The following is a 21,496-nucleotide window of genomic DNA, read 5'->3' on the forward strand; positions in this document are numbered from 1 at the left end:
CTTTAACCTCAGAGTAGCCGAGTTCAGCGAGTCCGCAAGGTGGCGTTGGCAGGCTCGCGGGATCATCACATCGCGGCGAGGCGACAATGGTGCGCATTGCTTTGTCGGGCTGGCGCGGTAGAACTGCGGCGCAATCGGGAGCGTGAGCGTTGGAATTTTCTTTGCCTCTGGTGTTTGGCGCGGGCGTGCTGAGCTTTCTGTCGCCGTGCGTGCTGCCGCTGGTGCCGCCCTATCTGACCTATATGAGCGGCGCGAGCTTTGATCAGTTGCGCGATGAAGGCACCAGTGCTGGGGCATTGCAGCGCCGCGTGGCGTTCACATCGCTGTTCTTCATTCTGGGTTTCACCGTGGTGTTTGTCGCGTTGGGTGCCACAGCGACGGCGTTTGGTCAGGCATTTCGTCAGTTACTCCCCATCCTGACACCGATTGCGGGTGTGCTGATCATTGCAATGGGGCTGCATTTCCTAGGTGTTTATCGCATTGGACTGCTTGATCGGCAGATGCGCCATCAAGGCCCTGGCGTGGCGAGCGGGCCGCTGGGCGGGTTTCTGCTTGGTCTTGCCTTTGCCATTGGCTGGACGCCCTGCATCGGGCCCGTGCTGGCGGCGGTGCTGAGCGTTGCTGCGAGCAAGTCAACTGCTTGGGAGGGCGCGGGACTGCTGGGCATTTATTCGCTGGGACTGGGTGTGCCATTCTTTCTGGCGGGCATAGCGGTGGGGCCGTTCCTCGCTTTCTTCCAGGGTTTCAAACGACATCTGCACATTGTTGAACGGGTGATGGGCGGTCTGCTGGTGCTGACAGGCGTGCTGTTCCTGACGGGCAATTTCACTCGGCTATCCTACTGGTTCCTCGATACATTCCCGGTGCTGGCCAATTTTGGTTAAGCCGTAAGACCTGCTTAACCGTGGTCACAGAAGCGTGAATTGTTCTGGTCAAGTTCAGTACTGGTTTACCGGTCCACGGCACACTGCGGCTCATGAGTGGAACCCTGACGCCAGCGCTGGCAAATACGACACCGGTAGCACCAGATATGGCGCCGCAACCGGTGCCTGTCGCCGACGCGCATGGCGCGATCAGTGTGGTGGTGAGCCACGATCTGGCTGAAGTCGAAGCGGTCTGGCGCGAATTGACCGACAAGGCCATCGAGTCGCCCGGTCAAAGTTTTGATTTCATTCGCGCCTGGGTGGCGCATCGCAAGATAGCATCGGCCGACCAGCGCTACGTCGTGGGCCGTGTCGATGGGGCGGCGGTAGCGCTGTTGCCCCTGCATCGCAAGCGGGTGCATGGCCTGCCAATCATGACCTGGTTTCCCGGCGCCAATGCGGGGTGCTACGCTCCGGTGGCTGATTACGACAGGCTTGCGGCCTTAGGATCGGCGGGTCGCTGCGCGCTGTGGACCGAGATGACGAGCGCCCTGGATGGTGCCGATGTGGTCTATCTGCGGTCGATCCCCACCGAGGTGGGAGGGCACCAGGGCCTGTTTGATGAATTGGGTGCCACCCTGGCGGTGGAAACGCTTTACCGTAGCCAATATGGCAGCTGGGAAGAGTGCGACAAGCTGCAGCGCAACAAGTCGCGGCGCAAGCATGACCGGCAGCAGGGCGACCGTCTCACGGCGATGGGGGCGGTCAGCTTCGCCGAGATCAACAATGGCGACGATACCCAAGACGCGATTGAGACCATGTTCCGGCAGCGCTCGGCGCGTTTCAAGGCACAGGGAATTCGCGATACTTTCGTGCAGGATGGTCTGATCAGCTTTTACCACGATCTGGCAGCGGCCGGATCGGGCGTCGATGTGCGGTTGCATGTGCTCCGGTTGGACGACCAGATCGTCGCTGTGCGTTACAATGTGGTGCACAATGAGCGTATGTTCTGCCTGATTTCCTCGATGAGTGACGACGTGGCAATCCAGAATGGCTCCCCGGGCAAGCAGTGCCTGTTGCGGGTGATGCAATCGGTGTTCGACAATGGTACCGCTGTATTTGATATGGGCAGCGGCTTTACCGACGAGAAGCGCCATTGGTGCAATGTGCAGATCCCATTGCAGCAGCACTATATCGGCTTAACCCGACAAGGTGCCCTGATCGTCAAGGCGCATCAGATTTTCCAGAAGACGCGTGCTCGCATTAAGGCAAGCAAACGCCTCAAGTCGGCTTTCCGAAGCGGTCGGCAGCTTTTTGAGCGGCTCAGCGGCGCAGTCCGACCGACCGGTTCGGCAGGTAGCTCAGATTAATTTGAGCCCACGTAGCGACGCGTGCCCGGTTTTGCCAATAATGATGTGATCATGCAGCGTAATGCCTAGTGGCTTGGCGATGTCGTGGATTTCCTTGGTCATCCGCACATCGGCAGATGATGGCGCGGGGTCGCCCGATGGGTGGTTATGTACCAGAATCAATGCCGTGGCTGACAACTCCAGCGACCGCCTGATCACCTCGCGGGGGTAAACTGGTGTGTGGTCAACCGTGCCGGTCTGCTGCACTTCGTCGGCAATCAGCCGGTTTTTCTTGTCCAGAAACAGAATTCGGAACTGCTCGATGGATTCGTAAGCCATCTGGCTTGAGCAGTATTCAATCAGTTGCGACCAGGACGACAGGATAGGCTGCTCGGCATCAATCCTGTCACGGCCAAAGCGTGCCGCGACTGCCTGGATAACCTTGATATGGGCAATGGTGGTATCGCCCAGCCCCTTGATCTTGGCCAAGCGCGCGTGGCTGGCGTTGAACACGCCTGAAAAGGAGCCAAACTCCCGCAATAACGTCTTGGCCAGCGCCTTGGTGTCACGCCGGGGGATCGCCAATTGCAGGGCAAGCTCGAGCAGTTCGTAATCTTCGAGCGCGTCGCCGCCGATTTTCAGAAAGCGCTCACGAACGCGTTGGCGATGGCCAGCATGATCATCGGGAGCAGCGTTGAGCGCTGGGAAACCGGCCTCGGCGAATTCGTCGGGCCGGTCGCTCATCATGCGGCCCGTACGGCCAGCGGGTTGAACAGACCACCGGGGGAGAGGGTGAATACCTCATTGCCGGTTTCAGTGATGCCGATGGAGTGCTCGCACTGGGCTGACAGGGTTCGGTCACGGGTGACCGCCGTCCAGCCATCGGAAAGAATTTTGACGTCGGGTCGACCCAGATTGATCATTGGCTCGATGGTGAAAATCATCCCGGGCTTCAGCGGCACGCCGGTGCCGGGCTTGCCGAAGTGCAGGATATTGGGCTCGTCATGGAACAGCTTGCCCAGACCGTGACCGACAAAGTCACGCACCACGCTCATGCGTTCGCCCTCAGCCAAGGTCTGGATCGCGTGGCCAATGTCGCCGGTGGTGTTGCCCGGCTTGGCCGCTTCGATGCCAGCAGCGAGGCTGGCATAGGTGACCTCAATCAGGCGTTCCGCCTTGCGGGATATTTCGCCGACCGGATACATGCGGCTGGAATCGCCATGCCAGCCATCGACCACAAGGGTCAGATCAACATTGACGATATCGCCTTCGCGCAGTGCCCGGTCATCAGGGATACCGTGGCAGACCACATGGTTGATCGAGGTACACAGCGAGTGGCGGAAGCCCTTGTAGAATATGGTCGCGGGGACCGCGCCATTATCGCGCGCAAACTCATAGGCCACCTTGTCGATAGTGGCGGTGGGGACGCCGGGCTCAACATACTCACTGAGGATATCGAGTGCCCTGGCAGCGAGTGCGCCAGCCTTGCGCATGCCCTCAAACCCTTCCGCGCCATGCAGCGGAATGACGCCGGGTGTGCGGCGAGCTTTGGCAGGGGCGTCGACAAAGGTAATCATCAAGAACTCCGGTTGGTGCCAACGAAAATAGTCGCACCGGCGCGCGATTGGAAGGCCAACAGCGTCGCTTGACGTGCTAATCGCTGCGGGGCATTGCTGATCCCCCACCACAGTCAGGGAAATTCCATGTCCAGCGCAGACAGCGTAACCGCCGGCCTTCTGGTAATCGGTGATGAAATTCTTTCCGGTCGTACCAAGGACGTCAATATCGGCGCCACAGCCGACTTTTGCACCGATCTGGGTATCGACCTGATGGAAGTGCGGATTGTCAGCGACGTAACCGACGACATTGTCGACGCGGTCAACGCCCTGCGAGCACGCTATACCTATGTGTTCACCACCGGTGGCATCGGCCCCACTCATGACGACATCACAGCCGATGCTGTCGCCAAGGCGTTCGGTGTAGCGCTGCCAATCAATGCGCAGGCGCGTGAGATGCTGGAATCGCGCTGGAAGCAGACCGGAACCGAGGTCAATGAAGCACGTCTGCGCATGGCCCGCATTCCCGAAGGCGCTGACCTGATCGTCAATTCTGTTAGTGCCGCGCCGGGCTTCCGTATCGGTAATGTGCATGTGATGGCCGGTGTGCCGGTTATCATGCGCGCCATGCTTGAGGCATTGGTGCCGACGCTTCGAGGCGGCAAGAAGGTACTCTCTGTCACCATCAAGGCTGCGGTCGGGGAGGGAACAGTAGGTGGCCCGCTGGGGGCATTGCAGGAACAGTATCCCGACGTAAAGATGGGCAGCTACCCGCAAATGGGGCATGATCGGGTGATGACCGAGCTGGTCTTGCGTTGCTCGGATGCCGCTCAGCTCGAAGAGGCCGCCAACAAGGTTCGGGCCATGGTAGCTGAGGCACATGCCAAGGCTGGTATTGCCGCACCCGCAGAAGACTGATTGGCGTGGGGCGTCAGCTTTGCTAAACAACGCCCTTCCAAATTCAACCGGGCGCACGGCGTCGGTGCAGGAGAGATGATTTGAGCGATCCCAACCAGAAGTCGTTCCCGGTGACATGGGACCAGTTCCATCGCGACAGCCGCGCCCTGGCGTGGCGCCTTGCGGCGCTGGGCCCCTTCGATGCCGTTGTGGCGATTGCACGTGGTGGTCTGGTGCCCGCGGCCATCGTGGCCCGCGAGTTGAATATCCGCACCGTCGAGACTGTCGCCGTCAAAAGCTATGACCACCAGAATCAGGGTGGCATCAAGGTGCTCAAGGAAATCAGCCAGTCGGTTCTGGATTTGGCCAAGACCGGCGCCAAGGTGCTGATCGTGGATGATCTGGTCGACACCGGCTCAACCGCTCGTGTGGTCCGCGAAATGCTGCCCGGCGCGCATTTCGCGACGGTCTATGCCAAGCCAAAGGGCAATGAGATGGTTGACACCTTCATCACCGAAGTCAGCCAGGATACCTGGATTTTCTTCCCATGGGATCTCGACGTTGCCTACGTCGCCCCGATCAGCGGTGGGACCGACTAGCCGACCCTGGACCCGAGGCGGGCGTGGTGGAATGGTAGACACACCGGACTTAAAATCCGGAGGGGGTATCCCCGTGCGGGTTCAAGTCCCGCCGCCCGCACCAAGGATTAAGAAGCGCTATTGGGCGTGGGCCTGCAATGGCCGGTCGAACGGAAGAATCTCGGCACACTCAAAATCGGCGTCTGCGTCATCTGGAATGTCCAGAATGGGCGCAAGCCCGGCGATTGCGGCGCGCAGGATGGCCTCGTCCGACTGGCCCAGATTGCCAAAATCGAGAAGATACAGCATCGCTGCGGCGACATCGTCCAGCGAACGGGCTGGCGGTGGGGTCTGCAGGGCTTCGAGCAGCGGACCGTATGAGCTGCGAACGGCTTCAGCACCATTGGTGCCCTCGCGCATCAGAATGGCATAGCTTGCGACCTCGTCACGGAAGTCGGAGATCAGTTCCGAGAGGTCTTCGCTGATTGGTGCAGTCATGTCGTATCCACCTTTCCTGGTGCGATATTGGCTGTCTCGATGGTCTCGCCAGTAGCCCTTGGAAACAAGTCAGGAAAATCCCCCGCTTCCGGCATGGGCATAGAGGCAGCAAAGGGCTAAAATCAGCCCGAGAATTGTATCGAATTGTTATGCAGCAACAGGATAGCGATCAGATGATTGAGCGGATTGAAACGGGAATTGCGCCATCGTCGGCGCCGGTCAACGACGCCATCAAGGCTGGAAAACAGGTCTGGCTGGTGGCCATTGCCGAGGACCCTGCTAGCGGTGAGATCGTTAGCGGCGGCATTGCAGAACAGACGCGACGCACCATCCAGAACCTGCAGATTGCCGTTGAGGCGGCGGGTGGCTCGCTGGCCAATATTGTTCAGGTGCAGGTTTTTCTAACCGACAGTGCCGATGCCAAGGGCATGAACGCAGTCTATGCCGATTTCTTCAAGCAGCCATTCCCCGTGCGTGCCACGGTCGTGGTCAAGGAATTGCTGGCGGAAGGGCTCAAGGTCGAGATGCTGGCAACTGCGGTGCTGGACTGATGCTACTCAAGGCTGCGCTTCTCGAGGATATCAAGGCCGGTAGGGTCGATCTGATCTTTCGACGCTGGAGCCGTCCAACGGTGAAGGCCGGTGGGACGCTCAAGACAAAGGTGGGGCTGTTGGCGATCAAGGCGATTGACGACATGTCGCCCGAAGATGTCACCGAGGCAGAAGCCAGACGCGCCGGGTTTCAGGATGTTGCCGATTTCCGCAGATGGCTCGACACGATGAAGCCGGGACATTTGTTCCAGCGCATTGAGGTGGGTTATCTTGGCGAAGCCTAAAAGGGCGTGGGCGCCACGAAGGTCAAGAATTCGCCTGATGTGGGATGTGTCAGGCCCAGTTCGGCTGCGTGTAGTTGCAGTCGATCTGCGGCGGCCAGGGTTTCCGCATCCGCATAAAATGCATCGCCCAGAATCACATGGCCGATCGCCTTCATGTGAACCCTGAGCTGGTGGGTTCGCCCCGTGAGTGGGTGGAGGCGAACGCGGGTAGCGTTTGCCTCGCGCTCAAGAACAACCCATTCGGTCTGGGACGACTTGCCGTTCTCATGGTCGACGCGCTGACGCGGCTTGTTGTCCCAATCGGTCGCTAGTGGCAGGTCAACCACCCCGCTATCGCTCTCAATGATGCCGGCAACCCGGGCAATATAGGATTTGGTGGTCTTGCGGTGTTCGAACTGGCTGCCGATGCGGCCATGGGCGCGCTTGTTGAGCGCCATCACCAAAACGCCCGACGTGTCCTTGTCCAGCCGGTGACACATGCCCGCGGTAGGCCAGGTCTTTCTCGCCCGGTATTCCAGGCAATCCCATAGCGAGGGATCCTTGCCCGGCACACTGAGCAAGCCGCTCTGCTTGTCGAGCACCAGTATGTCGTCATCCTGATGCAGGACGTTGAGATAGGGCTCCATGGGCGGGGTATAGTTCAGCAGGGGGGGCATGGGTCCGGACATGGCGGCCCTGTAGCAGACCGTCCGGGTTTTGACCAATAGGCTGGTTGGTTTGCGTGACCACAAATTGGAACGTCTTGGGTGCTGGCCCGTTGTGAAAGCAACAACAGACACAGGAGACTCCCATGCACAAAGATGAAGTTGAAGGCGCTGGCAAGCAGGTCAAGGGTTCGGTCAAGGACGCCGTTGGCGGTGCGACCGACAACGAGAAACTCCAGGCCGAAGGCAAGCTCGACAAGGCTGAAGGCAAGCTGCAGCAGAAGGCCGGCGAGCTCAAAGACGACGCGCGCGATGCGCTGAAGAAGTAAGTATCTGCAGATGCGCATATGAGCCGCCCCATGTGGGCGGCTTTTTTGTGCCTGGTGGTTGCAAGGCGCTGGTGTGGCCCTGGCCGGGCACGATAGGATCGCCCGATGGAAACTACGATCTTTCAAACGGCTTTGGGCGCGTTTGGCATTGGCTGGACCGACACCGGAATTGCCCGGCTGCAATTGCCGGGGCTTGGGCCTGATGAACTGACGGTGCAGATCAACCGCGATGGCGGCGTTCCAGGTGTACCGAGCCGGGCTGTACAATTGCTCATCAACCAGATTGAAGACTATGCCGACGGCGCTGCAGTGTCCTTTGAGCAGACACGGTTGGATCTGACGGCTGTGCCGTCGTTTCACCGCGCGGCCTATCAGGCGCTGCTGGCCTGCGGATGGGGTCAGACCACCACATATGGCGCTCTCGCCAAGACGCTGGGCGGTGCGGCGCTGTCACGCGCCGTGGGACAGGCAATGGGTGCCAATCCCATCCCACTGATCATCCCGTGTCATCGTGTGCTCGCCAGCAATGGCAAGGCCGGTGGCTACTCAGCGCCGGGTGGTGCTTTGTCCAAGCTACGGATGCTGGCGCTTGAAGGCGTATCGGTAGGCGCGCCAGTGGGGCAGATGGGGTTTGGATTCTAGCGATGGGCATCGAGATTGAACGAAAGTTTCTGGTGCGCTCGGATGGCTGGCGCGACGGCGTGACCAGTAGTGCAGCACTGCAGCAAGGCTATCTGTCCTCGAACGCCAAGGCGACCGTGCGGGTACGCACCAAGGATGATGCGCATGGCATTCTGACGCTGAAAGGAGTGGCAGAAGGGCTCTCCAGATCAGAATTTGAATATGTCATTCCGATCGAAGAGGCTCGTGAGCTTCTGGAGATGGCGCGACCCCATGTGATCCAGAAGCGTCGGTTTCTGGTGCCGTATGCTGGCTTTGTTTGGGAAGTCGACGTGTTCGAGGGTGCCCATAGCGGCCTGGTAATGGCCGAGGTCGAACTGGAAGCGCCCGATCAGCCTGTTCCCCTACCGGACTGGGTCGGCGCTGAAGTCAGCCACGATGACCGCTATGCCAATGCCAGCCTGTCACGTACGCCCGGCGTTCCAGCATGTGAAGAGGACGTTTTGGCGCCTTCTGACCTGAGCTGAGCGGTACTCTGCGCGCGCAGGAAACGTTAAATCAGCGCTGTTGCATCAGTTTTATGTTGCATGGCAATGCGTTGGCGTCGATAGAGCCCAGATGCCCGCATCCAATTCCCGCCTTGCCCTGTTGCTCGCCACATGTGGCCTGTTCTGCCTGATCGCAATGTCGACGATCATCCATGCGGCGGCTTCGTCGGCCACGCTGGGACAGTTGATCTTCTGGCGCAGTGCTGTCGCTCTGCCGCCCATCGTCATCTATCTGGCACTGCGGGGCCAATTGGGGGTGGCGTTGCGGACCAAGCGGCCTGGCAAGCATCTGTTGCGCGGCGTATTGGGTTGCATCGTGATGGGCCTCAACTTTACGGCACTGGCCTATCTCTCGGTCAGCGTTGCGACCGCTCTAAGCTATTTGACGCCCATCCTGTCGATGCTGGCTGCAATTGTGATCCTGCGCGAGCGCCCCAGTCTGATCGTTGTCGCGGGTGTTGCGATGGGGCTTGCCGGGGTGCTGTTGATGCTTTTTCCAGAGCTGACGGGTGCCGAGATGCGCGACGGCACACTGATCGGCATAGCCGCCGGCGTAGGCATGGCCGCAACGAGTGCCTTGTCGCGTGTGCAGGTCAAAGACCTGACGCGCACCGACCCGCCAGCCAGTATTGCATTGTCTTTTGGGGTGCTCAGCACGCTGTTTGGTCTGGCGACGCTACCATTCGGCTGGCCTGAGCTGCATGGCCAAATCCAGTTGCTGCTGGTCGGCGCTGGTATCCTGGGAGGGCTTGGACATGTGTTCATGACGGAGGCCGTCGCGCGGGCGCCGGTCACGTTGCTGGCCGGCTATGAATATACCGGCATCCTGTGGGCTTTCATGTTCGATGCGGTGCTGCTCAGCGTGCATCTGGATATCTGGACGATCGCAGGTGCTGTCGTGATCGTGTCAGCCGCCCTGACCGTGGCCTATGGCCAGGGCGCCTTCCGGCGCCCCTCTACTGCCAGCGTTTGAAGCTCTTCAGGTGCGTCAGGGACTTGGTCACCGTCTGGGTGATCTTCTCGACGCTGTCGGTGACCGGCACGATGAGCACGTTCTCAGTAGTCGGATCAGGTACCTCAAGTGTGGCGAATTGGCTGTCGAGCAGGCTGGTGGGCATGTACTCATGGCTGCGTCTGGCCATGCGCTCACCGATCACGTCGCGGCTGCCGTCCAGATAGACGAACAGAATTGGTTCGCCCGCTTTCTGGGTCAGAAAATCGCGATAGCTGCGTTTGAGGGCTGAGCACGCGCCGACAGCAGCATCCTTCCGGTCGGCCGCTTCATGCAGTGCGAGGGCAAGCCGTTCGAGCCACGGCCACCGATCCTCATCGGTTAGCGGCGTGCCCGCCCGCATTTTTTCGACATTGGCTTCGGGGTGGTAGCCGTCACCATCCAGAAACGGCACATGCAGGCGGCGGGCGATGGACTGGCCAACGGTCGATTTGCCCGAGGAGCTGACGCCCATGGCAATGATGATGCGGGCAGGGGGCTGGCTCATGGATCAGGCCGTAGCCGAGAAGGCGCCATCCACATACAGGATGTGGCCGTTGATGAAGCTGGCGGCTCCCGATGCAAGGAACACAACCGCGCCGCCCAGTTCCTCGGGCCTGCCCCAGCGTCCCATCGGCGTGCGGGCTTCTAGCCAGCTGTTGAATTTGGGGTTCTTGGACAGACTCTCATTGAGCTCGGTCGCGAAATAACCGGGGGCAATGCCGTTGACGTTCAGACCGTGCGGCGCCCAGTCAACTGCCATGCCGCGGGTTATATTGGCCACTGCCGCCTTGCTGGCCGCATATGGGGCGATGGCGGCACGGGCCATGCCGGACATCAGGGAGCAGGTATTGATGATCTTGCCCTGGCCGCGCGAGATCATGTGGCGTGATACTGGCTGGCTGACATTGAACACGGAAGTCAAATTGGTAGCGATGAGCTGATCGAACTTTTCGGGCGGGAACGACTCAAGGCTTGAGCGGAACTGCATGCCCGCATTGTTGACCAGAATGTCGATGGGCCCGATTTCATCCTCAATGTGTTTGATCGCTTCATTAATGCTTTCGCGATTGGTCACATCAAAGGCGACGGCGTGCACAGTGGCACCGGTTGCTGCCAGATCCTGCGCAGCGGCGCCCAAGGCAACGGCGTCGCGCGCGTTGAGCACCACGGTAGCGCCGGCCTCGGCCAGAGCCTTGGCCATGGCAAGGCCAAGGCCACGACTGGAGCCGGTAACAAGGGCGCGTTTGCCGGTCAGGTCAAAGGGAGAGGGCATCAAAAATGTCTCCGAACAGAGGACGAGGCGAGAGGGCTTGCTTCAACTAACAAGAAAAACTACCATACAAGAAGGTGAATTTGCCCAAAAATTGCTTGAAAACGGCTTTCTTCGAACGCCGGATTGTGGTCAGGTTCGCCGCCGCGCGGCAGGCGTTGCGCGCATCTTATGCGAAAAATCTTCGGAAGGACTGCTAGTATGTCGACAGCGGATATCGGCCTGATCGGCCTTGCTGTGATGGGCTCAAACCTGGCCCTCAACATCGCCGAAAAAGGCTACACCATTGCTGTCCACAACCGGTCGTCCGGGCGCATTGACGAGTTCGTGGAAGAAGCCAAGGCGCAGGGACTGGATGGCAAGACTGTCCCCAAATACGATCTTGCGGAGTTCGTCCAGGCCGTGAAGAGCCCACGCTCGATCATCATCATGGTCAAGGCCGGCAAGCCAGTCGACGACATGATCGAGCAGTTGCTGCCGCATCTGGACAAGGGCGATGCGATCATCGAGTGCGGCAATTCACTCTTCACCGATACGCAGCGCCGCTTCGACTATCTCAAGCCCAAGGGCATTGGCTATCTCGGCGCAGGTGTGTCGGGTGGTGAAGAGGGTGCCCGTCACGGCCCATCCATCATGGTGGGTGGCTCCAAGGAACAGTGGCACAATGCCGAGGCGGTGTTGACGGCAATTGCCGCCAAATTCAATGGCGAGAGCTGTTGCGCCTATCTGGGCGAAGGCGGCGCGGGCCACTTCGTCAAGACCATCCATAACGGCATTGAATATGGCGATATGCAGATGATCGCTGAAGTCTATGGCGTGATGCGTGACGGTCTGGGCATGAGCCCGAGCGAATGCGCCGACGTGTTCAAGGAATGGAACAAGGGTCCGCTCAATTCCTACCTGATTGAAATCACTGGTCATGTGCTGGCGGCGGTCGATGGCGACACGGGCAAGCCACTGGTTGAGTTGATTCTCGACAAGGCTGGTCAGAAGGGTACTGGCGTGTGGTCGGCAATTGCCGCGCAGCAGATGGGCGTGCCGGCAACAGCCATCGAAGGCGCCGTCGCTGCCCGTTCGATATCCTCGCGCAAGGAAGAACGCGTCGCGGCTGAAGCCATTTATGGCAAACCGAACCGTGCCAAGACCGAAGTGACGCTGGCCGATCTCGAACAGGCTCTGCTGGCTGGCAAGATCGTTTCCTACGCACAGGGCTTCGCCGTTATCGCCAAGGCATCGGAAGAAAACGGCTGGGCCTTGCCACTGGCAACCATTGCCAAGATCTGGCGCGCCGGCTGCATCATCCGCTCGCGCTTCCTTGACCAGATGTCTGCTGCCTATGCCAAGGGTGGTAATGTCAATCTGCTGGTGGTGCCTGACTTCGTGTCGCTGATGAAGGATGCCCACCCATCGCTGCGCAAGGTTGTTGCAGCTGCTGCTGTTGGCGAATTTCCGATGATCTGCCTGTCGGCCGCGCTGAGCTATTTCGACAGCTATCGTCAGGCCCAGGGTACGGCGAACCTGATTCAGGGGCAGCGCGACTTCTTTGGCGCACATGGCTTTGAAATCGTTGGACGTGGTTCCGATCTGCACGGAACCTGGCCATCAACGCTGGGCAAGTAAGCCTCAGGGTGATTAAACGAAAGGCGCTGATCTCCGGGTCGGCGCCTTTTGCATTTTGACTGGAACGACCATGGCGACCCGCAGCTTCAAACAGGCGCTCAATCTCCGTTGGCGTCGAATCTGGCTGCCGCGCTTGCGTCGTCGAGCGCTGTTTGTGGTGGGTGGCGTGTTCGTCGGGCTGGCGGCAGTCGCCATGGCCTTCATGGCTGACGGGGCGCAACACCTGTTCCGCATGGCGCAGCACCAGTGGCCCTATTTGCCGTTGCTGATAACGCCCGCCGGTTTCGCCCTTCTCGCATGGGTGACACAGCGCTATTTCAATGGTGCGCAGGGCAGCGGAATTCCGCAGGTAATAGCCGCGCGCCAGATGACGGATCTGAAGGCCAAGCAAAAGCTGGTTTCGCCCAAGCTGGCGGTCGCCAAGATGTTCCTGCTCAGCGCCGGGCTGCTGCTGGGGGCTTCGGCTGGCCGCGAGGGACCCACCGTGCAGGTTGGGGCATCCGTGATGTTCTGGTTGGGCCGGTTCGCGCCGCACCGGCAACCGGGCCTGCTTCTGGCGGGTGCTGCTGGCGGTGTGGCGGCAGCGTTCAATGCGCCATTGGCCGGGATTGTGTTCGGCATCGAAGAGATGAGCCGCTCGTTTGAGCTGCGGACCAGTGGACTGGTTCTGGGCACGGTGATCGTGGCCGGGCTGACGTCACTGGCTATACTGGGCGATTATACCTATTTTGGCCGGTCGGCCGTGACGCTGGAAATCGGGGCCCAGTGGATTGCTGTGCCCGTGGTCGGGCTGGTGTGCGGGCTGGCTGGCGGCGGTTTCAGCCGTGTGGTCATCGCGTTTGCAGTAGGCCTGCCCGGACGCGCCGGCCGTGTGATCAAGAAGCATCCGGTACTGTTTGCCGCCATTTGCGGCATGATCGTCGCTGTTGCGGGTGTGCTGACAGGCGGGGCTGCTTTCGGCACCAGTGCGGAAGAAGCCAAGGCTATTCTGGCAGGTGAAGACATCACGGGTCTGTTTGGACCGCTCAAGTTGATTGCTACCATTGCTACCGCCATCAGCGGTATTCCGGGCGGTATCTTTTCGCCATCGCTGTCGATTGGCGCGGGGTTTGCCACCCTCTTGCAGGGTATGTTGCACATTCCGATCGGCGCCCTGGCAATCATGTGCATGGCGGCCTATCTGGCAGCGGTGTTGCAGGCACCGATCACCGCTTTCGTGATTGTGACAGAAATGACCGGCAATCACGCGTTGATCTTTCCGGTCATGATGTGCGCGGTGATCGCGTCATTTGTGTCCAAGAGCGTGTGCAAGGAGGGCATTTATCATGCCCTGGCGCATCAGATCCTGCGCAAGTCTCAGAGTGAACGGAACATCACGTAGCTGTCGACATAGCCATGCTCTGGGTGACGGAACGCATCGGGCAGGGTGCCGACGATCTCAAAGCCCAGCTTGCGCCAGAGCGCGATGGCGCCGGTATTGGTTGAGACCACGTGGTTGAACTGCATGGAGCGGAAGCCACGCTCGCGTGCGCGTTCCAGAGAGTGTTCGCACATGGCCCGGGCGATGCCTTTGCCGCGCGCATTGTGAGCGGTCATGTAGCCGCAATTGGCAACGTGGTCACCGCCGCCCTGCTGATTGGCCATCAGATAATAGGTGCCCAGGATATTGCCGTCGCATTCGGCCACGAAAACCTCGTGGGTCGGGCCCAGCCAATAGGCGAGAACGGCGGCGTCATCGAGATCGGAGCGGACAGCGTAGGTATCGCCAGCGGCCAGGGTCGGCGCGACGATATCGAGGATGGGATAGGTGTCGTCCTCAGTTGCGGGGCGAATCTGGATTGTTGTCATCATCTTCGTCTTCATCGATTGGCGGTACCCGGATCTGACCAGGCGGTGCCATATCCGGAACAAGCGGTTTGTTGGCGATCGAGGGGCGGTGGCCCAGCTCGAAACGCCATGCGGCAAATGCGAAGATCGCCAGAGCCACAACGACGCAGATCGCTGCCGCAAGGAAAGGCGCGCCGGGATAGTAGTTGGCGGCGGTCGGGCTACTGGTGAAATAGGAGAAAATCTGAGTAGCGGCGAGCGGGCCAATAATGGTGGCCAGCGAATTGGCGGCGTTGACCGCGCCCTGCAGTTCCCCCTGCGCATTGTCGGGGACCTGACGCGATAGAATGCCGTTGATGGCAGGCGGAGCCAGACCGCTGATCGCGCCGATCATGATGAAGACGTAGAGGTAGAAGACCTCGTCCGTGAAGGCGACGCCTGCAAAGGCTACGGCGGCAGCCAGCAGGCCCAGCATGGCCACGGGTGGTTCGCCCATGCGTTTGACCATGGGCCCGACCAGAACAGCCTGGCTGATGGCAAAGCCGATACCGAAGGCACCCAGCGCGCGGCCAATATTGGATGAGGTGAACTGGAACACCTCAACTGTGAAATAGCTGAACACGGTCGGCAGCGCCTGCGCGGCCAGCGAAAAGGCGAACAGCACGCCCAGCAGCCAGACGACCAGCGGATACTGGCGCAGGGCGATGATGGCACCGAATGGGTTGGCGCGCCGGATATCGAACTTGCGGCGCGAATGCTTGGGCAGGCTTTCGGGCAGGACCAGCAGGCCAAACAGGAAGTTGGCGAAGGCAAGGCCGGCGGCGGCCATGAACGGCACGCGTGGGCCGATTTCGCCCAGCTCGCCACCAATCACGGGGCCGATGATAAACCCCAGGCCGAAAGCGGCGCCGATCAGTCCAAACCGATGGGTCCGCTTATGGGGTGGGGTGATGTCGGCCATATAGGCTGTGGCCGTGGCGACGGCGGCGCCGGCGATACCCGCGATAATCCGACCCACAAATAGATACCAGACGACCGGTGCGATCGACATCATGGCATAGTCAAAGGTCAGGCCGAGCAGGGATGCCAAGAGGACCGGGCGGCGCCCGAAGCGATCAGACAGATTGCCCAAGACTGGCGAAAAGACGAACTGCATGAAGGCATAGGCGAAGATGAGATAGCCGCCGATGACCGCGGCATTGGCGACGCTGCCGCCGGTCAGTTCTTCCAGTAGTTCAGGCAGTACCGGCACAATGATGCCAACACCGATCATATCAAGCAGGATCGTCACCAGGATGCAGGCGAGAGTCAGGCGTGAGCGGGTCGCAGCTTGCATACTTGGGCGCTTACTTGTGAAATCCGGGAGGGCCAGTGGGTGTGTCGCGCAGTTGACACAGCCGGTGCGACCAAAGCAAGGCCGAAGGGCGCAGGGTATCGATTGTGAGGGCGCGCGGCGCTCACTTATTGAGTCGTTTCAGGCCCTTGCGGTGCGGCGTTGACAAGGTGATTCACTTCGATTTTTGGATCGGCATCATGACCATACAGCCAAGCCAGTCGGCGCAGATGGCCGTGGCTGCCCTGCGCAGCAATCACCAGATCGCGTGCCATGCTCAATGGCCAAGGCATGTGGAAAATCCGGCCATTGGTCGTGCTGGCGGCCGAGACACGAGATACGCGCGGCTGGCGAATGGCTTGATAGCGCGCGAAGGCTTCTTCGGCGCTGGGTTGGCTGATCAGTAGGGGAGCCAGAACTGCGGCGTCTTCAATGCCCATTGCTGCGCCCTGTGCCTGAAAAGGCACCATGGCATGGGCGGCGTCGCCGATCAGGCCGATATTGCCTTCATACCAGTGGGGAGCGTCGACAGTGTAGAGCGGCCAAGGTGTCCAAGTCTCGCCAGCGGCTTTGACGATGGTGGCTATATGGCGGCTGTCGACATTTGTCAGCGGCAGTGGTGTCGCCTTGGTTGGTATGCGTGGCACTCTGGCAAAAAGGGCGACATTGACCTGTCTGCGGTGCGGCAACGGGTAGCAGACCATGTGGTAACCCGGGCCGAACAGAACCGAGACGCGATCGAGCGCCAGTTCATCGGCAACCGAATCGAAAGGCAACAGGGTCCGCCAGGCGACTCGCTTGCGGTCCTGCGCGTGAGGCCCGCCGAGCAGATCAAGGCGGGTTTGTGAGCGGACACCATCGGCGCCGATGAAAGCGTTGCCGCGACTGGTGCGGGTCTGCCCATCCGCTTCGTCGATGGAAACCGTCACGCCGCGCGCGTGGGAAACCACGTCCCAGTTGCGCACGCCGAACAGGATATCGATATTGGCGAAGCGTCGGGTTGCCTTGTAGAGCGCATCCGCCAGATCAGCGCGATGCATGATCACATAGGGAGCGCCAAAACGCTCCTGCATGGTCTGACCGAGCGCCAGCGTGACCAAGGGCCGGTTTTTTCGATATGGGTAGATGTCGATGCCCGCAGGCTCGAGGCTGCGTTTGGCTATGGCCGCTTCCAAGCCGAGTTGGTCGAGAACCCTGCGGGCGTTTGGGCTGACCTGCAGCCCCGCGCCAAACTCGGAGATAACGGCATTGCGCTCGAGTACCACAACAGTGGCGCCAAATTTGGCCAAGGCCAAGGCCAGCGTCAGACCGCTAATGCCGGCGCCAGCAATGTAATAGGTCCTGCCTGTGCCCGGCATTTGCGCGCCGACTTAGGCGGCGTCGGCCTGATAGACAGCCGAAAGCGGGTTCGAGGTACCTTCGTCCAGACGCGAATTGAACACGTAGTGGGTCGAGCAATATGGGCAGACGATCTCGCTGTCCTTGCCCATATCGAGATAGATATGAGGATGGTCAAACGGGGGCAGGGCGCCAATGCACTGGAATTCCTTGGACCCGACCTCGATCTGACGAAGACCTTCGGTATTGTGGAAGTGAGGCGTTGTGCCGTGTGCCATCGAAAAGAACCCGGTGCGATGATTTGATTTGGCCGGACCTTAGTCCAAGCCTTGGGGCAAGGGAAGGCTCGGACAAACCAATCAGCTATTGATTTAGTGCTTCATTCCCGCGAACAGACCCTAACGGTTCGCACGCGCAGCATCTGGTGAGAAACATGCCCACTTTCCAATCCGACGGCCTGACCCTGAATTACGAGATTGTCGGCGAGGGCCCGCCCGTGCTGTGCATTCACGGATTTGCCTCGAGCGGGCAGGTTAACTGGGTCGATGTCGGCTGGGTCGAGACGCTCGTTGGCGCGGGATATTCGGCCATCACGCTGGACAATCGTGGCCACGGCAAGTCTGACAAGCCGCATGATCCCGAGCGCTATCATCCGCAGGATATGGCCCGCGATGCGGTGGCGCTGCTGGATCATCTCGACCTCAAGCAGGCCGCAGTGCTCGGCTACTCAATGGGCGCCCGCATCGCGGCATTCATGGCCTTTGAGCACGAGGAGCGCGTCGCGTGTGTCATCTTCGGTGGCATGGGGATGAACCTGATCAATGGTCTCAGCGACGGAAATGACATCATTGCCGGTCTGCGGGCGCCGTCACTGGAGGCGCTGACACACCCGACCGCGCGGCAGTTCAGGATCTTCGCCGATCATACCAAATCGGACCGTGAAGCCCTTGCTGCATGCATGGAAACCTCCCGCGCACCGATGGCGCGTGCCGATGTCCGGCGCATCAATGTGCCGGCCCTGGTGGCTGTGGGCGAAACGGACGCCATGGCCGGGCCGCCAGAGCCACTGGCAAAGTTGATGCCTCAGGGCGAGGCCTTTGTGATTCCCAAGCGCGATCACATGCGCGCCACCGGGGACAAGGCGTTCAAGGCAGCGGGACTGGCATTTTTGAGCAGAACGTTCCCCTCGAACAGCCATTCGTGAACCAAATGGTGTGCCCGGGCTTTGTCTTGCAGGACGAATTGGCCTATATCGGTGCCAGACGATAAAGCGGAGCCCCGCCATGACAACCAGCGCCAAGACAGCAGCCAAAGCTCGAGCAGCGATCAAATCGGTCGATCCGGTGTGGGAGGCTGTGCGGGCAGGGGCGCGGCAGATTGTTGAAGCCGAGCCGTCACTGGCTAGTCTGGCGGTTTCGGCTGTGCTCAACCACGAGACTTTTGAGCAGGCGCTGGCGCACCGTCTGGCGGCGCGCCTTGATCATGAAGACGTTTCCTCGGATCTGATCCGACAGGCCTTTGCCGAGATCCTGCAGGATTTCCCTGAGATCGCCGCCAATGCGCGCGCAGACCTGGCGGCAACGCTGGAGCGTGATCCGGCCTGCCATCGTGCGATCGAGCCCTTGTTGTTCTTCAAGGGTTATCAGGCCATTCAGACACATCGCTTTGCCCATGCGATGTACAAGGCCGGACGACGCGATTTCGCGCTCTACCTACAAAGCCGTTCAAGCCAGGTCTTCCAGGTCGACATCAACCCGGCCGTGGTGATCGGCAAGGGGATCATGCTCGATCATGGTACCGGTCTGGTGATTGGCGAAACCGCAGTGGTTGGCGACAATGTATCGATCCTTCAGGGCGTTACCCTGGGCGGTACGGGCAAGTCCGATCAGGATCGTCACCCCAAGATCGGCAATGGTGTGCTGATTGGCGCGGGCGCCAAGGTGCTGGGTAATATCAAGATCGGGGACTGCTCGCGGGTAGGCGCTGGTTCGGTAGTGCTCAAGGAAGTGCCGCCACGGGTGACTGTCGCCGGTGTGCCTGCCAAGGTTATCGGCACCGCCGGATGCGCCCAGCCAGCGCTGGTGATGGACCAGATGGTGCTCGTGCACGACGCTGGCAGCTAGCGCTGCAAGGCGGCGCTGGCAGTTGTCACCGCTAAAATGCCATTTATGAGGGGTTGTATGCAGGGCGTTGGTGACTAGATTGCCGGCTCAACCCAAACCAGCAGGACATCGACAGTGAACCAACCCGAGATCATCAAGCTGCAGAAGTTCCTGCAGGTGAAGTTCAACAATCCCAATATTGATGTGCGGCCCCGCCCCAAGCTCAACGACTCGGTTGAGGTCTATATCGGCGAGGAATCGGTGGGATTGATTCACCTGGACGACGAAGACGGGGACAAGTCCTACATCTTCAACATGTCGATCCTGGATATTGATCTGGACGATATCGAATAGCGATCAATATGCGCCGATGGTTGTGAGCCAGCGCTCGATCTCGGCATCAAACTGGCGCCACGATTGCAAAACCGTGGCGTCAAACGCGTAAATGGCGGCCATGCCGCTGGGCAGATAGACGGTGCGCACACATTGCTGCGTGCCCTCTGCCGCCACAGCCTCAAGACATTTTGCCACGAACGGGTTGGGTGAGATGGCGTCATACCAGACGCTCTCGCCGGAAAAGCCATTGCTGTCTTGCATGGGCTTGCCCACCAGTCCGGGCACGCCAGTCAGCGTCTCATCGGTAAATTGATGCAAATACACGCCGTCGAGCAGGCTGGCGCTGGTGCGCGCCCGGCTGCGTGGCAGCAGGGTCACGTCCACGGGCATGGCCGCGCCATCGTTGCCGGTGAGCATGACGCGCAAATCAATCTGATTGGTGAAGCCGCTGCGGATCTGCTCCCCGAAGCGGAACCACGCTGTGGGAATAGCCAGTTCGCGACCGGATATGGTCTGGGTGATGGTGTTGCCGTCGCTAAGGCTTGGAACGTGGGGGCGTGTTGATCGGCTCAATTCATCGATCAGATAGGCCATGCCCACGGCGATCAGCAGCACCAGAACGGCGATGCCAGCCATGTTGTAGGCCAAGCCGTGTGGGGCGTGAGCTTGAGGCGCTGGGGCGTGTGGAGAACTCATTACCAGCGTTAACCAGATTCGGTGTGGAGAGGTGACAGACGATTGGGCGGTCAATATGCTTAATTAAGGGTTAAGATTTGCGGGTTGCGTCTAGCGCCGCACATTAAGGGGTCGAACGTCATGACCAAGGAACTGATACTGGCCGCGTTCTTGATTTGTGTGGGGCTTTGCCTGGCGGGAGCGGGGACCCATGCCTATCAGTGGTTGTCGAAACAGCAGGCTGCGCTGCGCTATGACGGCAACAGCTTTGTTGGCGCCATGGGCAATCTGGCCATGAGCTTTGTCTGCGGCCCCTACATCATGCTGCAGCTGGGCTGGCGCCATGAAGATGATGGCACGATGTCGATGACATCGATGCTCGTCTCGGCGGTTGTGGCCTTTGGCTGGGCGTTCGTTACGGGCTTGATGTTCATGGGCGCCTACGTCGCCATTCGGTATTAGGCGCGCTTGCTGCCGGACGTCACCCGGCAGCGCTTATGCGCCGACGCAATGAGGCCAGCTTCACGAAACGAAGCTGGCCTCATTCATCAGACCCCTATCAGGGATAGGCTTGGGGCGGGGTCCGGAAACTGGTTGTTGCGCTAGTTGATCCCGGCGGTGGCAAACACCACTTCGCGGTTGTCGATCATGTCGACCCACTGGCCGGCATTGGCCTGAGACTGACGCTTGATGAATTTGTAGGGGGTGGCGTTCCACAGATCGACGGAGCCGATCTGGTTGTCGAGTACCAGATCGCCGCGATCCGTGCGGGCGATCAGCACAGCGTGGCCTTCGCCATTGGCCTGCTTGACCACAGCAATCAGCAAGGTGCTGGCGGGCCAGCCGGCATTGATCAGCTCGCGGCGTTTGGCCAGTGCGTAGTCTTCACAATCGCCATAGCCGTTGGGATAGGTCCAGAATTCGTTGACCCGATAGAGGTCCTGATCGGTCACAGGCACCACTGTGCCGTTCACATGAGCGTTTACTGTCAGCAATTGCTGCCAGAGGGCTTCATTGAGTGCGACAGCTGGCACGAGCTGCGCATTGGCGCGGCATTCGCTGGGCCGCTGCTGGCAGAACTGGGCGTGGCCAACCGGAATGCTGGTGGTGCCGGACAGCGTCTGCACAAATGCAGCGTTGTTGGTGTCCAGTGCCTGGGCGGGGATGGCGAGAAGAGCCAGCGCGATCAAAGCGCCGAACAGTGCCGTTCCCAGTCCCTTTTTGTTGGTGTTCATCGAGTGATCTCCCTGATGGAGACCACGTTAGAGAGGCCGACTTGCCCC

General features: G+C 60.1%; 28 protein-coding genes and 1 tRNA gene. 17 read left to right on the forward strand and 12 right to left on the reverse strand.

From position 1 onward, the window contains the following. The first annotated feature begins 149 nt into the window (after positions 1-149). On the forward strand, positions 150-884 hold the full coding sequence (locus KD146_RS04605) for a cytochrome c biogenesis CcdA family protein (RefSeq protein WP_212657559.1): 735 nt from the start codon (positions 150-152) through the stop codon (positions 882-884). A 92-nt stretch (positions 885-976) separates the two neighbouring features. Then, positions 977-2,233 carry a GNAT family N-acetyltransferase gene (locus tag KD146_RS04610; protein ID WP_212657560.1) on the forward strand — a complete coding sequence of 419 codons (1,257 nt, stop codon included), beginning with the start codon at positions 977-979 and terminating at the stop codon, positions 2,231-2,233. On the opposite strand, the gene radC is transcribed toward KD146_RS04610, so the two are convergent. Further along, positions 2,225-2,959 carry a RadC family protein gene (gene radC / locus KD146_RS04615; RefSeq protein WP_212657561.1) on the reverse strand — a complete coding sequence of 245 codons (735 nt, stop codon included), beginning with the start codon at positions 2,957-2,959 and terminating at the stop codon, positions 2,225-2,227. The genes KD146_RS04610 and radC overlap by 9 nt on opposite strands. After that, complete coding sequence (map, locus tag KD146_RS04620; RefSeq protein ID WP_212659109.1) at positions 2,956-3,786, reverse strand: type I methionyl aminopeptidase; 831 nt, start codon at positions 3,784-3,786, stop codon at positions 2,956-2,958. The genes radC and map overlap by 4 nt, the downstream gene beginning before the upstream one ends. 129 nt (positions 3,787-3,915) lie before the next feature. On the opposite strand from map, the gene KD146_RS04625 reads away from it, so the two are divergent. From KD146_RS04625 to KD146_RS04635, 3 genes are all read left to right on the forward strand, one after another. Next, on the forward strand, positions 3,916-4,686 hold the full coding sequence (locus KD146_RS04625) for a competence/damage-inducible protein A (RefSeq protein ID WP_212657562.1): 771 nt from the start codon (positions 3,916-3,918) through the stop codon (positions 4,684-4,686). Positions 4,687-4,766: 80 nt separating this feature from the next. Beyond that, on the forward strand, positions 4,767-5,264 hold the full coding sequence (gpt, locus tag KD146_RS04630; protein WP_212657563.1) for a xanthine phosphoribosyltransferase: 498 nt from the start codon (positions 4,767-4,769) through the stop codon (positions 5,262-5,264). A 17-nt stretch (positions 5,265-5,281) separates the two neighbouring features. Next, a tRNA-Leu gene (locus KD146_RS04635) sits at positions 5,282-5,367 on the forward strand. 14 nt (positions 5,368-5,381) lie between these two features. Here KD146_RS04635 and KD146_RS04640 read toward each other — a convergent pair. Next, positions 5,382-5,741, reverse strand: a complete 360-nt coding sequence (locus tag KD146_RS04640; RefSeq protein ID WP_212657564.1) for a hypothetical protein — start codon at positions 5,739-5,741, stop codon at positions 5,382-5,384. A 173-nt stretch (positions 5,742-5,914) separates the two neighbouring features. Here KD146_RS04640 and KD146_RS04645 point away from each other — a divergent pair, with 173 nt between their 5' ends. After that, positions 5,915-6,292 (forward strand): RidA family protein, encoded by a 378-nt coding sequence (locus KD146_RS04645; protein WP_212657565.1) that lies wholly within the window; start codon positions 5,915-5,917, stop codon positions 6,290-6,292. Beyond that, positions 6,292-6,576, forward strand: coding sequence for an ASCH domain-containing protein (locus KD146_RS04650; RefSeq protein ID WP_212657566.1), 285 nt, complete (start codon positions 6,292-6,294; stop codon positions 6,574-6,576). Before KD146_RS04645 ends, KD146_RS04650 begins: the two co-directional genes overlap by 1 nt. Here the strand turns inward: KD146_RS04650 and KD146_RS04655 are convergent. Beyond that, entirely contained in the window at positions 6,573-7,244 is a 672-nt protein-coding gene (locus KD146_RS04655) for an RluA family pseudouridine synthase (RefSeq protein ID WP_212657567.1), read from the reverse strand. The two genes, KD146_RS04650 and KD146_RS04655, sit on opposite strands and share 4 nt — an antisense overlap. A 122-nt stretch (positions 7,245-7,366) precedes the next feature. Here KD146_RS04655 and KD146_RS04660 point away from each other — a divergent pair, with 122 nt between their 5' ends. From KD146_RS04660 to KD146_RS04675, 4 genes are all read left to right on the forward strand, one after another. Next, positions 7,367-7,549, forward strand: a complete 183-nt coding sequence (locus KD146_RS04660) for a CsbD family protein (RefSeq protein WP_212657568.1) — start codon at positions 7,367-7,369, stop codon at positions 7,547-7,549. Positions 7,550-7,654: 105 nt separating this feature from the next. Continuing rightward, the gene (locus tag KD146_RS04665) at positions 7,655-8,191 is read left to right on the forward strand and encodes a methylated-DNA--[protein]-cysteine S-methyltransferase (RefSeq protein WP_212657569.1); all 537 of its coding nucleotides are present in this window, start codon (positions 7,655-7,657) and stop codon (positions 8,189-8,191) included. A gap of 2 nt (positions 8,192-8,193) precedes the next feature. Then, positions 8,194-8,697, forward strand: a complete 504-nt coding sequence (locus KD146_RS04670) for a CYTH domain-containing protein (protein ID WP_212657570.1) — start codon at positions 8,194-8,196, stop codon at positions 8,695-8,697. Between the two features lie 91 nt (positions 8,698-8,788). Then, positions 8,789-9,691 carry a DMT family transporter gene (locus KD146_RS04675; RefSeq protein WP_212657571.1) on the forward strand — a complete coding sequence of 301 codons (903 nt, stop codon included), beginning with the start codon at positions 8,789-8,791 and terminating at the stop codon, positions 9,689-9,691. Here KD146_RS04675 and KD146_RS04680 read toward each other — a convergent pair. Beyond that, positions 9,675-10,217 carry a gluconokinase gene (locus KD146_RS04680; protein WP_212657572.1) on the reverse strand — a complete coding sequence of 181 codons (543 nt, stop codon included), beginning with the start codon at positions 10,215-10,217 and terminating at the stop codon, positions 9,675-9,677. The genes KD146_RS04675 and KD146_RS04680 overlap by 17 nt on opposite strands. Positions 10,218-10,220: 3 nt before the next feature. Next, positions 10,221-10,985 carry a glucose 1-dehydrogenase gene (locus KD146_RS04685; protein WP_212657573.1) on the reverse strand — a complete coding sequence of 255 codons (765 nt, stop codon included), beginning with the start codon at positions 10,983-10,985 and terminating at the stop codon, positions 10,221-10,223. A gap of 198 nt (positions 10,986-11,183) precedes the next feature. On the opposite strand from KD146_RS04685, the gene gndA reads away from it, so the two are divergent. Then, positions 11,184-12,602 carry an NADP-dependent phosphogluconate dehydrogenase gene (gene gndA / locus KD146_RS04690; protein WP_212657574.1) on the forward strand — a complete coding sequence of 473 codons (1,419 nt, stop codon included), beginning with the start codon at positions 11,184-11,186 and terminating at the stop codon, positions 12,600-12,602. A 70-nt stretch (positions 12,603-12,672) separates the two neighbouring features. Continuing rightward, on the forward strand, positions 12,673-13,983 hold the full coding sequence (locus KD146_RS04695; RefSeq protein ID WP_212657575.1) for a chloride channel protein: 1,311 nt from the start codon (positions 12,673-12,675) through the stop codon (positions 13,981-13,983). On the opposite strand, the gene KD146_RS04700 is transcribed toward KD146_RS04695, so the two are convergent. From KD146_RS04700 to KD146_RS04715, 4 genes are all read right to left on the reverse strand, one after another. After that, positions 13,959-14,453: a GNAT family N-acetyltransferase gene (locus KD146_RS04700; protein ID WP_427857021.1), complete on the reverse strand. Its 495-nt coding sequence runs from the start codon at positions 14,451-14,453 to the stop codon at positions 13,959-13,961. The two genes, KD146_RS04695 and KD146_RS04700, sit on opposite strands and share 25 nt — an antisense overlap. Then, positions 14,419-15,765, reverse strand: a complete 1,347-nt coding sequence (locus tag KD146_RS04705; RefSeq protein ID WP_212657576.1) for a TCR/Tet family MFS transporter — start codon at positions 15,763-15,765, stop codon at positions 14,419-14,421. The genes KD146_RS04700 and KD146_RS04705 overlap by 35 nt, the downstream gene beginning before the upstream one ends. A 125-nt stretch (positions 15,766-15,890) precedes the next feature. Next, the gene (locus KD146_RS04710; protein ID WP_212657577.1) at positions 15,891-17,120 is read right to left on the reverse strand and encodes an FAD-dependent monooxygenase; all 1,230 of its coding nucleotides are present in this window, start codon (positions 17,118-17,120) and stop codon (positions 15,891-15,893) included. 12 nt (positions 17,121-17,132) lie between these two features. Then, positions 17,133-17,378: a zinc-finger domain-containing protein gene (locus KD146_RS04715; protein WP_212657578.1), complete on the reverse strand. Its 246-nt coding sequence runs from the start codon at positions 17,376-17,378 to the stop codon at positions 17,133-17,135. Between the two features lie 155 nt (positions 17,379-17,533). On the opposite strand from KD146_RS04715, the gene KD146_RS04720 reads away from it, so the two are divergent. The 3 genes from KD146_RS04720 to KD146_RS04730 all read left to right on the forward strand — a co-directional run bounded on the left by KD146_RS04720 (position 17,534) and on the right by KD146_RS04730 (position 19,556). Further along, entirely contained in the window at positions 17,534-18,304 is a 771-nt protein-coding gene (locus KD146_RS04720) for an alpha/beta fold hydrolase (protein WP_212657579.1), read from the forward strand. Between the two features lie 79 nt (positions 18,305-18,383). Further along, positions 18,384-19,223, forward strand: coding sequence for a serine O-acetyltransferase (gene cysE / locus KD146_RS04725; protein WP_212657580.1), 840 nt, complete (start codon positions 18,384-18,386; stop codon positions 19,221-19,223). 114 nt (positions 19,224-19,337) lie between these two features. Next, positions 19,338-19,556 carry a DUF3126 family protein gene (locus KD146_RS04730; RefSeq protein WP_212657581.1) on the forward strand — a complete coding sequence of 73 codons (219 nt, stop codon included), beginning with the start codon at positions 19,338-19,340 and terminating at the stop codon, positions 19,554-19,556. Between the two features lie 3 nt (positions 19,557-19,559). On the opposite strand, the gene KD146_RS04735 is transcribed toward KD146_RS04730, so the two are convergent. Beyond that, positions 19,560-20,174: a hypothetical protein gene (locus KD146_RS04735; protein WP_212657582.1), complete on the reverse strand. Its 615-nt coding sequence runs from the start codon at positions 20,172-20,174 to the stop codon at positions 19,560-19,562. A gap of 180 nt (positions 20,175-20,354) precedes the next feature. On the opposite strand from KD146_RS04735, the gene KD146_RS04740 reads away from it, so the two are divergent. Next, positions 20,355-20,675: a DUF6949 family protein gene (locus tag KD146_RS04740; RefSeq protein ID WP_212657583.1), complete on the forward strand. Its 321-nt coding sequence runs from the start codon at positions 20,355-20,357 to the stop codon at positions 20,673-20,675. Positions 20,676-20,815: 140 nt separating this feature from the next. Here the strand turns inward: KD146_RS04740 and KD146_RS04745 are convergent, their stop codons facing one another. Continuing rightward, positions 20,816-21,448, reverse strand: coding sequence for a transglutaminase-like cysteine peptidase (locus KD146_RS04745; protein ID WP_212657584.1), 633 nt, complete (start codon positions 21,446-21,448; stop codon positions 20,816-20,818). Positions 21,449-21,496: the final 48 nt, after the last annotated feature.

This window comes from Devosia litorisediminis, assembly GCF_018334155.1.
Taxonomy (GTDB): Bacteria; Pseudomonadota; Alphaproteobacteria; order Rhizobiales; family Devosiaceae; genus Devosia; species Devosia litorisediminis.